Here is a 14,723-nt window from a genome sequence, read left to right as displayed (position 1 = left end):
CGCGCCCATACGCACGGCGGGGCCGTGAGGGGGAGGCGTTCATGCTGATGGACTTCCTGTGGCAGGGCGCAGCAAGGCTGCGCGGACTGACGCGGCAGGGCCGCGTCGCTGCGGAAGCCACAGCCACGGCGCCTGCAGGCGCCATCGGACTTCCGTCCCTCCGGGCGAAGCGGCAATTGCTTGCCACCTGCACCATGCTGGGATGCGTCCAGCCTAGAAATCGTCCTTGTCCTATGGAATCAGGCGTTTCCTAAAGCCACTGCAGTTCCCACAGGGCCGGCAGGGTTCAGGCAGGAGTGGGCCTCAGCCGAACAGTGACGCCTGCAGGCAGTACTCGATCAGCGCCTGGTCGCTGTCCACGCCGAGTTTGCGCATCGCGCTGATCTTCTGCGTGCTGACCGTCTTGGCGCTGCGCTGCAGCTGGCGTGCGATGTCGCCCACGCTCATGCCGCTGGTGAACAGGCGGATCACCTCCAGCTCGCGCGGCGACAGGCGCGCACGGACCGCATCGGCATCGGCCGGTTCGCTCGCGGCTACCGGCAGCAGTCCCGGGGGGCGGTAGACGCGGTCGGCCAGCACCACGCGCAGGGCCTGTACCAGGCTGCCCAATCCATGGCTCTTGAGCACCACGCCGCCCGCGCCGGCGGCATACATCGCCGCAACCAACGATGGATTGGACACCATCGTCAGCACCAGCAGGCGTGTCTCCGGGAAGCTGCGGCGCAGGAACGAGATCAGCTTGATGCCGTCCCCGAAGCGATCGCCCCCCGGCATGCTGTAGTCGGTGATGACCGCCTGTGGCCGGGTCCGGGTCATCAGCTCGATCAGCGTACCCGGATCGGCCGCTTCGCCCACGATGTCCAGGTCCAGTTCCCCGGCCAGCACGTCGCGGATGCCGGCAAGCACGATCGGGTGGTCGTCGGCGATGAGGATCCGTGTGGTCATGGCAGGGTCGGGTCGTCAGGAAGGGAAGGGGATGCAGCGACGCGCAGCGGATGCAGCAACTGTTCGAGGCGTCGCTGGAAGCCGGCAAGAGCGGCCGCCTGGGTGGCCAGGTCATCGCCGCCAGCAAGGCACTGTTCGATCTGCAGGCCGCTGTCCACCAGCGCGGGCGCACCGACGATCACCAGTGCGCCGCGGATGCGGTGCAGAACCTGCGCCACGCGGGCGGGATCGGCAGCGGCGATTGCCTGGCGCAGGCTGTCCAGGTCGGTCTGCATGGTCTGTACGAACAGCGACTGCATCTTCGCGGGAACCTGCAGCGGGGGATCCGTGTCGTGCGATGCGGTGGACGCACGGCGCTCCTGCATCGCAGAGTCTGGCGCATCGCCGTCGGCGATCCGGGTCAGCAGGCGCTGCAGGGCTTCCAGCGTGATCGGCTTGACCAGCACGCCCTGCATGCCCGATTCCTGGCAGCGTTGGCGTTCGGCCGGGTCGGCATTGGCGGTGGCGCCGTGGATCGGCACGCTGACACCCCGTGCCCGCAAGGCGCGGGCCAGGCCGTAGCCATCCAGCCCGGGCATGTTCAGGTCGGTCAGCACCAGCGCGAACGCGCCCTGTTGCCAGTAGCCCAGCGCTTCATTGCCATCGCTGGCGACCACGGCGCGGCAGCCGAGCTGCTCCAGCTGGTCGCGCAGGATCGCCTGGTTGATCGGGTTGTCCTCGGCGACCAGCACCTGCAGGCCGAAATGACGCGTCGCTGGCAGGCGCCCTTCTGCGCTGGCGGCCAGCGGCTGGCCACTGGCTGCGGCCAGGGCGACCACGATCGCGTCGAACCGATGCAGGCCAACCTGCCAGACGCCGTTGACCTGCCGCGGCCGCACGCCGCCTTCGCGGCAGGCGACCACGCGCGGTCCATCCGCCCATCCGGGCAGGGAGTCGTCCAGGGCCAGGTCGAGCAGCACGCCCGCCGATGGCAAGCCTGCCGCGACGTCCTCACGGTAAACGCTGGCCTGTGCACCGCGCTGCTGCAGGCGCTCGCAAAGCGATTGCACCAGTTCTCGCACGCTGCCCCGCACCTGTATCTGCAGGCCGGCGGGCAGCTGCGGCGCGGGTGACTGCTGCGGATCCGGTGGTGCCGATGGCAGCGGCAGTTCAACACTGAAACTGCTGCCCAGGCCGCTCTCGCTGACCACGCGCAGCTGCCCTTCCATCAACGCCACAAGATGCGCGCAGATGGCCAGGCCCAGGCCGGTGCCCCGCATCGCATCGGTGCCCGGGTTGGCCTGGAAGAACGGCTCGAACAGATGCGCCTGGTGTTCGCTGGCAATGCCGATACCGGTATCGGCCACCTGCCATTGCAGCCAGCAGCGTTGCTCCTGCCAGCGTGCCGAAACGCGGACCACCACGCGCCCGCTGTCGGTGAACTTCAGTGCGTTGCTGATCAGGTTGTTGAGCACCTGGCGGATCCGCGCGGCATCACCGCACACCATGGGCGGCACGTCGGCATCGATGCAGGCGTAGAACTGCAGTGCCTTGTTGGCGGCCGCAGCGGCGTACGAGTCGAGCGCGTCTTCGGTCAACCGCACCGGATCGAATGGGCTGGGCTCCAGGCTCAGTTGCCCGGCCTCGGCCTTGCTGACATCCAGGATGTCGCTGATCAGCTGCATCAGGGTAGAGGACGAACGCTGGATCGTTGCCAGGTAGTCCTGCTGCCGCGCATCCAGTGGCGTCAGCCCCAGCAGCTCAAGCGTACCAAGGACGCCGTACAGCGGCGTGCGGATCTCATGGCTCATGGTGGCCAGGAACTGGCTCTTTGCGCGGTTGGCCTGGTCGGCGGCGCGGCGCGCCTGCTGCAGCACCTGTTCGGCCTCATGCTGGCTGCTCAGATCAATGAACAGGCAGAGCACTGCCGGCTCGCCGCGATAGCGCGCCGGTGTCGCGGTCACCAGCAGGTGGCGGCCTTCGGGCGTGGCGTAGGCCAGGCCATCGCCCAGCGTGGTGCCGCCGGCAGCCAGTACGCTCCGCCGCCACGGGCCATGCCAGCCGCCGGCATGGTGGTCCTCGCCCAGCCAGCGGCGGGCAAGGGCGTTGTCCAGCAGCACATTGCCATCGGAACGGCGCAGCAGGCACAGCCCGATCGGCGCGTTGTCCAGGATCGTGCGACTGAAGGCTTCGCTTTCCAGCAGGCGCGCGTGGTTGCTGCGCAGCGGTTCGATGACCGAACGCCGGTACGCGCGCAGCACCAGCGTGCCACCCAGTGCCAGCAGCAGGGCGACCACGGTCGCGCCCAGCAATGGCCCTTGCGGGTGCTGGAACACCTGTCGCCACCCGACGTGGTAGACCGCCAGCCAGCCGCGCTCGCTGCGCATGCGGAACTGCAGGCCACCGAGGCCGGCCTGCCAGGAGGTGCCGGCGTCGCTGGCATCGGCCGCATCGCCCAGCAGGCGCTGGCCATTGGCATCGAACAGCGACAACCGCTGGAACACCGGGACACCCAGCACCTGCCGATAGTCATCGACACGGCCGGGATCGAGCAGGCAGGCCAACGCCGCCTGCGAGTCCTTGTCGTCCTCACCCCAAAGGCGCGCATCCTGTGGGGCGTGGGCGATGGCCAGCAGCCAGGTCTGCCGGTCGCGCCAAGGCACGCCCACCCAGACGATGCCACCGCGTTGCAGCGCCGGCTGCGTCCCCATGACCCGATGGATGCTGGCGATCGCCGGGCGCAGGTGATGCGGGCTGTTCTGGCTCGCGTCGGTACCGGCGATCTGTACAGGTGCCAGCAGCCCGCGCGTGCCCTGGCCATCGACCAGCAGGCATTGGGGTGGTGGATAGCGCGAGGCCGACCAGAACGTGCCGTAGAAGCGCAGGAAGCGGTCGCCCAGCTCGGTCGGTGGCGAAAGACTGGCCCCCTCGCTCCCGATCACCGCAAAGTTGGCGAACAAGGGGCCGCGTTGCAGCTCCACGCTGGCATCGGCCACCGGCTGCCCACGCGTGCCGACATCATGCAGACGCCACTGGCGAAGGAAGCGCTCCTGCTCGCGCAGCGTGCCGTCCAGGCGGCGGAAGTGGTACTCGATCTTGCTGCGCTCTTCGTTCAACAGCTGCGAGCCGGCCGACAACAGCAGTCCGGCCTGCAGGGTCGCCAGCACCACCACGCCAATCAGCAGGGCGTGGACGCGCAGCGAGCGGCGAGCGAGTCGGCGTACAGGAGCGGCCTCGGCCGGCATGGCAGGTCTCGGAGCAGGGGGCGGTCAGCGGCACCTTGTGCAGCAACGGATGGAACTCCGCCGCCGCTGCACAGACAGGATCGTCAATGCAACTTGATGATTTCGTGAAGCCGCCGTGGAATCCGTGTCAGCGCAGGGCGGCCCGCGGCGCGTCGTCCCACTGGGGCGCTTCTTCATCCAGCAGGCGGGTGAACTCATCCGACGGCAGCGCCTGCGAGATCAGGAAGCCCTGCACCTGGCTGCACCCCAACTGGCGCAGCGCGGCCAGGTCGGCATCGCTTTCCACGCCCTCTGCCACGATGGTCAGGCCCAGCTGGTTGGCCAGTGCGATCACCGTTGACAGGGTCAGGTGCAGGGCCGGGTCGCGGGCGCAGCCGCTGACCAGCGCGCGGTCGATCTTGACCTCGGTGAAAGGGGTATTGACCAGGTTGTGGACCGAGCTCAGGCCCTGCCCGAAATCATCCTGGGCCAGGCCGAAGCCCTTCATGCGCAGGCGGCAGGCGCCGGCATAGAAGTCGCTGACGTGCCGCGTGGTGCTGTTTTCCATCAGTTCGAAGCACAACTCACCGGGTGTACCGCCGTAGGCCAGGGTCAGCGCCAGCAGCTCGTCGGGCAGATCCGACTGCTCCAGCAGGTGAGGGGGCAGGTTGATCGACACCGGTACCCGGAAACCTTGCCTGCGCCAGCGCGCCTGCGCGCTGATGCTGGCCTTGAGCATCATCCGCAGCAGATCGCCCTCCAGCCCGTAGCGGCAGATCGCCGGCAGGAAGCTGCCAGCGGCCAGCGTACCCAGCTGGGGGTGGCGCCAGCGCACCAGTGCCTCGGCCGCCACGACCCGTCCTGACTGCAGTGACTTCTTCGGTTGGAACCAGGCCGTCAGGCTGCCATCGGCCATGGCCTGGCGCAGCTGCGATGCATCCGGTTCGGGCGCAGCCGCCGCGCGCGCGGGGGCGTCGTCGGCAACCGGACGCGCCTGCGCCAGGGCCTCGAACAGGGCGTCTACATCGGCGGCGGCCACTGGCTTGGGCAGCAGCCCGATCACATCCAGCCCCAGCGATTCGGCCATCAGCCGTGCCGAGGTCATCATCCGGCGCGGCGCGGCACTGACTACCGCAAGGCGCGGCGGGCGCGGCTGTGCGGCCAGCGCCTGGATGAACTGGATGCCGTCCTGTCCGGGCATCAGCAGGTCACTGACCACCAGGTCATAGGGCTGGCATGCACACAACGCGATGGCCGCATCCACGTCCTCGCAGGCATCGACCTGCACGCCGGCGCGGCTGCCGAACAGGTTGGCCAGGAAGCCGCGCTGGAAGGGCTGGTCTTCCAGGATCAGGACACGCTGGGTCATGCGGGGTCTCCTTGGCGCAGGGCGTTGAGCGCCTTGCGCAGGCGGGCGATGTCGATGGGTTTGCTCAGGTAGCCTTGCATGCCACTGGCCAGGCAGCGCTCGCGCTCCTCGGCGGTGGCATTGGCGGTGGCACCGATCACTGGCACCGGGTTGCCGTCATCGCGCAGCTGGCGGGCCAACGCGTGACCGTCCATGCGCGGCATGTTGATATCGGTCACCACCAGGTCGAATGACTGCTCGCGGCATCGCTGCAGGGCTTCCACGCCGTCCTGTGCCAGCTCCACATCGCAGCCGAGGGTGCGCAGCTGCTCGGCCAGGATCACCCGGTTGATCGGATTGTCTTCGACGGCAAGCACGCGCAGGCCCAGCGGCACCGGCGGTGCCGCGCGCGATGTCTCCGGCAGCGCCGCACGTTGCTGCTGCACGTTGGCCAATGCATTGCCGATGGCGGTCATCCCGTGCAGGGTCACCACCAGGCTGCCATCGGCGGCAACAGTGGGCTGGTCACCGCCGTCGATCGACGCCACCACGCGGGGTCCTGTCCAGGCCAACGGCATCCCGGCCTCACCATCCATCAGGATCGCGCCGTCATGGTCCAGCAGTGCTGGGTCGCCCTGCAGGGGCTGCGCGTTTGCGCCCCAGCGACGCAGCCAGCCGCAGGCACTGTCGACCAGCTCGCGGTCGCGGCCGCGCACCAGGATCGGCGGCTCCGGTAGCAGCACAGGGCCATCCTCTGCGGTGGGCAGAACCGGCAAGGGCAGGCGCACGCTGAAGCTGCTGCCCAGGCCAGGCTCGCTCACCACCTGCAGTTCGCCGCTCATCAGGCGCACCAGGCGGTCGCTGATGGACAGGCCCAGCCCGGTGCCCTGTGCACTGGCCGCGCCGCGGACCTGGCGGAACGGTTCGAACAACCGCGCCTGTTCTTCGGCGGCGATACCCACGCCGGTGTCGGTGACCTGCCAGGCCAGCACGCTGGATTCACCTTCGCGCTGTACCTGGCGCACGCGCAGCACCACTCGCCCATGTTCGGTGAACTTGATCGCGTTGCTGAGCAGGTTGCCCAGCACCTGGCGGATGCGGTCGGCATCACCGAGCACCCGCGTCGGCAGGCGCGGGTCGGTACAGACCAGGATCTGCAGGCCCTTGCAGGTGGCCGACGCGGCAAAGCTGCGCAGCACGCTCTCGGTCAGCTCGCGCGGCGAGAACGCCGCCGGCTCCAGGCTGAGCTGCCCTGACTCGATCTTGGAAACATCCAGCACGTCGCTGATCAACTGCAGCAGGACCGATGAGGAACTCTCGATGGTACGCAGGTACTGCGACTGCCGCGCGTCCAGCGAAGTGTGCCCGAGCAGTTCCAGCGTGCCCAGCACGCCGTACAGCGGGGTGCGGATCTCATGACTCATGGTGGCCAGGAACGCGCTCTTCGCCTGGTTGGCCGCATCGGCGGCCTGGCGCGCCGACGACAGTGCGGCCTGTGCCTGGCGGTGCCGGGAAATGTCATGGAACACGCACAGCAGCACGTCATCGCCCTGGTAGCGGCAGGCCGCGTGCAGCACCTGCAGCTGGCGACCATCGCGGGTGGTGAATTCCAGTCCACGCCCGCGCTCGCCGGCATGCCCGCGCCATGGCGCCTGCCAGTCGCTGTGCTCGCCTTCTTCGCCAAGCCAGTCGCGCAGCAGCTGGTTGGAGAGCAGCAGCGCGCGGTCGCTGCGGCGCAGGACGCAGATGCCGACCGGCGCCATGTCGATCACCGTCGAACTGAAATCCAGGTTCTCCAGCAGCCGGCGGTGTTGCTGCAGGGCCGGCTGGATCAACTGGAGGTCCACGCGATGCCGCAGCAGGCGCAGCGCGAGGCCGGCCAGCAGCAGCAACAACACGCAGATCAGCAGAGGCACCGCCAGGTCGCCCAGCAGCAGCTGCGGCGGCAGGTGGTAGACCAGCCGCCAGCCATCATTGCCGACCCCTTTCACCAGCGCTACGCCGCGCGGAAGCCCGCCGCTCCACAACGTGCCGAAGCTGTCGTCCTGGCGCTCCCGCAGGGTCTTCCAGCCCGCACCATCCAGCCGCGGGGCCTGGCTGGACAATGCAGGCTGCCCGCCACGGTCGAGCAGCGCATAGCCGCCGATGCCCTGGCCGTCGATCATGCTCGCCGCCGCCGCGCCATCGAGCAGCAGCACCAGCCACTGCGTCGGATGGGGGCCCGCCTGTACCGGCTGGGCCAATGCAACGCCACTGTCACCCGGGCGCAGCCAGTACACCGGGTCGGCTCCCTCCACGCTGCCGCTGCGCGCCTGAAGCACGCGCAGCGAGGGCAGTCGCGCCAGGTCGACATCGACCTCGCCTCCGGCCAGCCAATGCGCGCCCCGGGCGTCGACCAGAAGCAGGTGCGTCTGCAGCGCCTGCAGCGTGTGCTCGGCGCGCGTTGACAACAGCAGCCGCTGGCCCGGTTGGCCGCCGGCACCCTCCAGCGGCACCTGGCGCATGCCATCGCTGTCCGCCGCAGCTGCATCCGGGTTGCCCGTCACCACCGAATCGCCCAGGTAGCGCAGCAGGGCTTCGCGCTGGTCGAAATAGATCTGGGCCCTGTAGGCCGCCGCGTTCATCTCGCGGCGATGGGTCGAGATGTCCTCGGTGAATGCGGTGAGCAGGTAGAACCCGGCCGCGGCGGCCAGGCAGATGAAGACGCACACGGTCAGGCAGCGCAGCAGCACCGACGCGGTGGTCGATGGCACGGCCTGCTGCAGCGAAGGGCGGGGGAAGCGGAACATGCAACGATGCTAGGGAGCGGCGCGGATGGCGCGGAATCAGCTGTTTCCTAAAAGCCATTGCGGACCGGCCAGGCAGCGGTCCCTGCTTGGACGCCGTTCAGCCAGCAGAAAAAAAGAACCCCCGCCGAAGCGGGGGCTCCTGTATCGGCGCTGGCCTGGCACTTACAGTGCGCTGCCACCGAATTTGTGCGTGTACTGCAGGTTGATCGTGCGGCCGACGCTGTCGAACCAGGACACGTCGTAGTAGGGGTACGCGGTGTAGGTACGGTCCTTCGGCGGCATCTTGTTGAACACGTTGACCACCGACAGCGACAGGCGCGAGTGGTCGTCGAAGCGGTACTGCAGCGACGCGTTGTAGCGGTAGGTTGCCTTGATGTACGGGCTGTCACCGCTGTCCCAGTCGAACACTTGGTCGTAGCTGTCCGAGGTTGGCAGCTTGCCCAGGCGCGAGCCGTACACGGTTGCCGACCACGCATTCTTCTCCCAGGTCACGCTCAGGCTGGTCTTGGTGCGCGGGATGTCGAAGCCACTGTTCACTGCGAACTGGTCTTCGCTGCGGTCGCCCGGGTAGCGCTGGAAATCATGCTTCTTCACCCAGGTGTGGGTGCCGTTGAAGATGAAGTCGCCGATGCCCGTCTGCAGGCGGTAGCGCAGGCCGACGTCGATGCCGGAGGTGGACTCTCGGGCGACGTTGATCGGCTCCACGCGCACGCCATAAAGGCGCCCGTCGTTGCTGCGGGTGATGCGGGCGAGCGCATCCACGCAGGTCGGCGAGGTGATGTCGGCGCTGCCCAGGCGGCAGTTCGCTTCGTTGGCCAGGATCGTGCGCACGTCCATGTCCTGCACCTGGTTGCGCATGTCGATGTCGAACCAGTCCACCGACAGGTCCAGGCCGATCGCCGGCGACCAGACGAAGCCGGCACTCCACGAGGTGCTGGTTTCCGGGTCGAGCTGGCGGTTGCCGGTGCGGCTGCGGACCAGGTTGCGTTCGTAGTCGGCGCAGTCGGTGGCGCCGTCCGCGCGGCAGCTGTACAGGTCTTCGGCGGTGGTCTCATCGTTGCCCGGGCCGGCGAATACGTAGTGCAGGTCCGGCGCACGGAACGCGGTGCCGTACGAACCGCGGACCAGCAGCGTGTCGATCGGGCGCCATTCCAGGCCGCCGCTCCAGGTCGCCTTGCCGATGGTGTGGCCGGAATAGCGGTACTGGTCGTAGCGGCCGGCCACGCTCAGGTTGACCGTCTCGTGCAGCGGCATGCGCAGCTCGGCAGCGGTCGCCCAGCGGTTGCGCGAACCCTTGCCGTCCGAATCCTTCCAGCTGTAGTAGTAGTACCCGGTCGCCAGCGGATCGGGATTGAGCGAGTACGCCTGCTGGCCCACTTCCACGGTTGCGGCGAAACCGGCATCACCGCCCGGCAGGCCGAACAGCGCGGAATTGGTCAGCGTGAACGCAGCCGTCTCGGTGCGCGACTTCGGGGTGTAGGTGGTACGCGCGGCGATCGAATCGTACTCGGCGCGGGTCAGCGGCCGGTACAGGCGTGACGGGTCGGCGTTGTAGATCGGGAAACCGTCGTCATCCACGCCCAGCTGCGGACCGAGGAACAGGTCATTGGCCTTGGCGGCGATGATCTGCGCCCAGCTGATCCGCGACTGGTACTGCGAATGGCTCAGCGCCGCTTCGTAGTCCCAGTTGCCGGCCAGGTTGCCCTTGAAGCCAGTGGTCACGCTGAAGGTCTTCTGCGTGCTGCGCACCATGGCGTTGCGCAGGCCACCCATTTCCTCTGGCGAGAACTGGCGCTGCCAGAACTCGATCTCGCCGGTGGCTTCGTTGTTGAAATAACCCGACTCATCGCCGTTGGCGTCCATGCGGCCCCACTGGGTGACGTCGCGCATCAGTGACATCGTGTGGTGGCCCAGCTGCACATCGGCGAACCACTGCTGGCCGTTGTCGAAGTCGTAGCTCAGCGACGCGTAGCCGTTGGCGCCGCGGCGCTTGCTGAGGATGGTGCCGTAGCCGATCGAGCTGTCGCTGCCACAGTAGTAGCCGTACTTCGGGCGATAGGCGCGGTAGGTGCTGCCCTGGTTCTGCCCGGCCAGGGCTTCGCAGGTGGCGGCGCCCGGGTCCAGATAGTCATCGTTGTAGTCGGTGCGCAGGTAGGCACGGCGAGCGATGCGCGAACCCTCGGTCGGGCCATCCTGGGTCGAGTCCTGGATGTCACGGTCATAGGCCCACAGCGGGGCCTGCGACTGCAGCTCGACGCTGTATACCGCGTTGAAGTTGCCACGGCTGAAACCGCTGGCGATGCTCATGTCGAACGACTCGCCACCGCCTTCGGTGGTGGTGCCCATGCGCATGTCGATGGTGGTGCCGTCGGCCTTCTTCTTCAGGATGAAGTTGACCACGCCGGCGATCGCGTCCGAACCATAGATGGCCGAGGCGCTGCCGGTCAGCACTTCAATGCGCTCGATCATCCCCAGCGGAATGTTGGAGACATCGGTGAAGTTGCTGCGGCCCTTGAACGGCATCGGGAAGTCGGCGATACGGCGGCCATTGACCAGCACCAGCGTGTGGTTCGGGCCTAGGCCGCGCAGGTCCACCTGCTGGGCGCCCGGCGAGAAGTCGGCGCCGCTGGAAGACTGCTGGCTCTGCGTCTCACCGCCGTTCTGGGTCATCGCACGCAGCACGTCCGGCACGCTGGTGAAGCCACTGGAGCGGATCTGTTCGGCGTTGATCACCGTGATCGGGGCGGGGCCTTCCACCTGGGCGCGCGGAATGCGCGAGCCGGTGACCTGCACCGCGTCCAGCTGCTGCACCGAAGAGGAAGCCGGAGTCTGGGCCGCCGCGGAAGCAGCCACGCCCATCAACGCCAGCTGGATCGACCACGCCATCGCCTGTCTACGCATGAAGAATTCTCGGAAATGAAGCCGGCCCGCAGAGGAGGGGCCCTGTCCCCCATTCAGATTTCCGGAATGGGCGCGCGCATTTAACGCCTTTTTTATGTCCTTGACTACTGGGTGCCTATCTGGCAAAGAGTGAAAACGCTTGCAAGTCGATGTCGTTCAGGGAGATCAGGGATGCGAAGCCTCCACCGGACCCTCCCCTTTGCCTGGCTGGCGCTGCTTGTGCTGGCCTGGCCACTGGCCGCACCCGCGCAGGATCTGCTGGGTCCCGGCTTCGCCTATTACGAAGCCGGCGACCTTGAAGCCCCGCGTCCCGGCCCGCGCGCGCCGGCGATGATGCTGATGGGCGGTGGCGAATGGGTACCCGAGGCCTTCCATTGGTGGCTGAGGCAGGCCGGCAATGGCCGTGTGCTGATCCTGCGCGCCTCCGGTGGCGATGAGCTGCAGGACCGCCTGTACCACGAGATCGGCGGCACCACGGCGGTACAGACCCTGGTCTTCGACAGCCGTCGCGGTGCCGACGATCCGGCCGTGCTGCGCGTGGTTGCCGCAGCCGATGCCATCTTCATCGCCGGTGGCGACCAGTCACGCTACATCCGCTTCTGGAAGGGCACCGCACTCAACCGCGCACTCAATGCACATGTACGCGCCGGCAAGCCGATTGCCGGTACCAGCGCCGGCCTGGCAATCCTCGGCGGCTACGCCTATGGCGCGATGGATGGCGGCAGCATCACCTCCGCCGGTGCGCTGGCCGACCCGATGGGCAGCGCTGTCACCATCGACAGTGGATTCCTGCAGATGCCCTACCTGCGGCGCGTGGTCACCGATACCCATTTCGACAAGCGTGACCGCCTTGGCCGCCTCATCGTGTTCGTGGCCCGTGCGGCGCAGGACAGTGGTGACCCGGGCGTCGTCGGCATTGGCGTCGATGAGGACACCGCCCTGTGCGTGGAGCCGGATGGCCAGGCCCAGGTCTACAGCGCCGACGGCGAAGGCAAGGTCTGGGTGGTCAGTCCCGGTCGTGATGCCGATCGTCTGGTCGAGGGCGAACCGCTGCGCTTCCATGCCGTACCGGTAACGGTGGTCGCCAGTGGCAGCCGCATGCGGCTGGACGACTTCCAGGCCGAGGCCGATTACCAGGCCGTGGCCGACGTCGCCGACGGCCAGATCGAAGTCGTCCGCCAATGATGTTCCACCCGCAATCCATTCCCTCGTCCTGCTGGAGATGTACCCGATGAAACTGCGCCTGGCGCTGTCTGTGCTGCTGTCCCTGCCGTTGCTTGCCCAGGCCGCCCCGGCCGCCTCGCCGCTGCTGGTCATCCACGGCGGTGCCGGCGTCGAGCGCAAGGACCTGTCGCCGGCCGAAGAGAAGGCCGCGCGCGATGCGTTGCGCGCCGCGCTGCTGAAGGGCCATGCCGAACTGGCGGCGGGTCGTCCGGCGCTGGCTGCCGTCACCGCAGCGATTACGGTGCTGGAGGACGATCCGACCTTCAACGCCGGCAAGGGCGCGGTGTTCACCCATGACGGCCACAACGAGCTGGACGCGGCGGTGATGGATGGCGCGACCCAGGCGGCGGGCGCGGTGGCCGGCGTGCAGCGGGTGCGCAACCCGATCCTGCTGGCGCAGACCGTGATGCAGAAGTCCAGGCACGTGATGATGGTCGGGCAGGGCGCCGAGGCCTTCGCGGCCGAGCAGGGTATTGCCCTGGTGGATCCCTCCTACTTCCGTACAGAGAAGCGCTGGCAGCAGCTGCAGCGCGCACTGAAGGAAGAGGCCAGCGGCCAGGCCCATGCCGACCTGGAGACCGCAAGGCACTTCGGCACGGTGGGCGCGGTCGCGCTGGACGCGCAGGGGCAGCTGGCCGCCGGCACGTCCACTGGCGGCATGACCAACAAGCGCTATGGCCGAGTGGGTGACTCGCCGATCATCGGTGCAGGCACCTGGGCCGATGCGCGCTGTGCGGTGTCGGGCACCGGTTGGGGCGAGTACTACATCCGTACTGCGGCCGCGCACGAGATCTGCGCACGCATGCGCTACCAGGGGCAGACCCCGGAGCAGGCTGGCAAGGGCGTGATCAACGAAACGATTCCGCAGTTGGGCGGCGATGGTGGTGCGATCGTGCTCGGCGCAGACGGGAAAATGGCCACGCCGTTCAACACCCAGGGCATGTATCGGGGCTGGATCGGCGCCGACGGTGTCCCTCATGTCGCAATTTTCGCCAGCGAGACCCTGCCGGTCCCTGGGCAATAACCTTGCGTATCAATGGGTTTGCGACAACGTGTGAAAAAGATGGAAAAAAGCGTTGACAGCCCCCCGCCTGATCAGCAGAATAAGCGGCTCACCACCACACACCGCAACGCTTCGGCGGCAACGGGTTGGGGTGGTAAGGAGGGATACCCAAGCGGCCAACGGGGGCAGACTGTAAATCTGCTGGCTTACGCCTTCGGTGGTTCGAATCCACCTCCCTCCACCAGTTTCACGTTGTGACATTCCCGGCGCGGGAGTAGTTCAATGGTAGAACCTCAGCCTTCCAAGCTGATGGTGCGGGTTCGATTCCCGTCTCCCGCTCCATTGAATGAACTTTGAATAGTATCGAGTTCATGTCATAATGCAAAACTCGGCTCACGTAGCTCAGTCGGTAGAGCACTTCCTTGGTAAGGAAGAGGTCGAAGGTTCGATTCCTTTCGTGAGCACCATCTCAAGCATCACCTCTCAGACGAATTCGAGATAAGCAGCCATGGCCAAGGGTAAGTTCGAGCGCACCAAGCCGCACGTCAATGTCGGCACCATCGGTCACGTCGACCACGGCAAGACCACGCTGACCGCCGCACTGACCAAGATCGGTGCCGAGCGCTTCGGTGGCGAGTTCAAGGACTACTCCGCGATCGACGCCGCGCCGGAAGAAAAGGCGCGTGGCATCACGATCTCGACCGCGCACGTCGAATACGAATCCCCGACCCGTCACTACGCCCACGTTGACTGCCCGGGCCACGCTGACTACGTCAAGAACATGATCACCGGTGCCGCCCAGATGGACGGTGCGATCCTGGTGTGCTCGGCCGCTGACGGCCCGATGCCGCAGACCCGCGAGCACATCCTGCTGTCGCGCCAGGTCGGCGTGCCGTACATCGTCGTGTTCCTGAACAAGGCCGACATGGTCGACGACGCCGAGCTGCTCGAGCTGGTCGAGATGGAAGTGCGCGAGCTGCTGAGCAAGTACGAGTTCCCGGGCGACGACACCCCGATCATCGCCGGTTCGGCCCGCCTGGCGCTGGAAGGCGACCAGAGCGACATCGGTGTGCCGGCCATCATCAAGCTGGTCGAGGCCTTGGACACCTGGATTCCGGAGCCGGAGCGTGCGATCGACAAGCCGTTCCTGATGCCGGTGGAAGACGTGTTCTCGATCTCGGGTCGCGGCACCGTGGTGACCGGTCGTATCGAGCGCGGCATCATCAAGGTCGGTGACGAAATCGAAATCGTCGGCATCCGTCCGGTGCAGAAGACCACCGTGACCGGCGTTGAAATGTTCCGCAAGCTGC

At 67.3% G+C, this 14,723-nt stretch carries 8 protein-coding genes and 3 tRNA genes; 6 read left to right on the top strand and 5 right to left on the bottom strand.

The genetic code is table 11. The annotated features are described in order from the left end of the window. Positions 1 to 303: 303 nt before the first annotated feature. From V3B30_RS22175 to V3B30_RS22155, 5 genes are all read right to left on the bottom strand, one after another. Positions 304 to 945 carry a response regulator gene (locus tag V3B30_RS22175; RefSeq protein WP_100471382.1) on the bottom strand — a complete coding sequence of 214 codons (642 nt, stop codon included), beginning with the start codon at positions 943 to 945 and terminating at the stop codon, positions 304 to 306. After that, positions 942 to 4,169, bottom strand: a complete 3,228-nt coding sequence (locus V3B30_RS22170) for a hybrid sensor histidine kinase/response regulator (RefSeq protein ID WP_262083271.1) — start codon at positions 4,167 to 4,169, stop codon at positions 942 to 944. Before V3B30_RS22170 ends, V3B30_RS22175 begins: the two co-directional genes overlap by 4 nt. Positions 4,170 to 4,296: 127 nt before the next feature. Continuing rightward, complete coding sequence (locus V3B30_RS22165) at positions 4,297 to 5,517, bottom strand: EAL domain-containing response regulator (RefSeq protein WP_262083270.1); 1,221 nt, start codon at positions 5,515 to 5,517, stop codon at positions 4,297 to 4,299. After that, complete coding sequence (locus tag V3B30_RS22160) at positions 5,514 to 8,285, bottom strand: response regulator (protein WP_262083269.1); 2,772 nt, start codon at positions 8,283 to 8,285, stop codon at positions 5,514 to 5,516. Before V3B30_RS22160 ends, V3B30_RS22165 begins: the two co-directional genes overlap by 4 nt. Before the next feature lie 162 nt (positions 8,286 to 8,447). Continuing rightward, positions 8,448 to 11,186 carry a TonB-dependent receptor gene (locus V3B30_RS22155; RefSeq protein WP_262083268.1) on the bottom strand — a complete coding sequence of 913 codons (2,739 nt, stop codon included), beginning with the start codon at positions 11,184 to 11,186 and terminating at the stop codon, positions 8,448 to 8,450. Positions 11,187 to 11,357: 171 nt separating this feature from the next. On the opposite strand from V3B30_RS22155, the gene V3B30_RS22150 reads away from it, so the two are divergent. The 6 genes from V3B30_RS22150 to V3B30_RS22125 all read left to right on the top strand — a co-directional run. Continuing rightward, positions 11,358 to 12,371, top strand: a complete 1,014-nt coding sequence (locus V3B30_RS22150) for a cyanophycinase (protein WP_262083267.1) — start codon at positions 11,358 to 11,360, stop codon at positions 12,369 to 12,371. A 46-nt stretch (positions 12,372 to 12,417) separates the two neighbouring features. After that, positions 12,418 to 13,434, top strand: a complete 1,017-nt coding sequence (locus V3B30_RS22145) for an isoaspartyl peptidase/L-asparaginase (protein ID WP_262083266.1) — start codon at positions 12,418 to 12,420, stop codon at positions 13,432 to 13,434. A 137-nt stretch (positions 13,435 to 13,571) separates the two neighbouring features. Then, positions 13,572 to 13,657, top strand: a tRNA-Tyr gene (locus tag V3B30_RS22140). A gap of 24 nt (positions 13,658 to 13,681) precedes the next feature. Further along, positions 13,682 to 13,755 (top strand) — tRNA-Gly (locus V3B30_RS22135). Between the two features lie 49 nt (positions 13,756 to 13,804). Then, positions 13,805 to 13,880 (top strand) — tRNA-Thr (locus V3B30_RS22130). A 41-nt stretch (positions 13,881 to 13,921) separates the two neighbouring features. Then, a partial coding sequence (locus V3B30_RS22125) for an elongation factor Tu (RefSeq protein WP_329809777.1) occupies positions 13,922 to 14,723 on the top strand: 802 nt, incomplete at its 3' end.

Origin of the sequence: Stenotrophomonas sp. SMYL41 (genome assembly GCF_036319965.1) — a bacterium.
Taxonomy (GTDB): Bacteria; Pseudomonadota; Gammaproteobacteria; order Xanthomonadales; family Xanthomonadaceae; genus Stenotrophomonas; species Stenotrophomonas maltophilia_R.
This window is presented reverse-complemented; position numbering and strand designations above follow the sequence as displayed.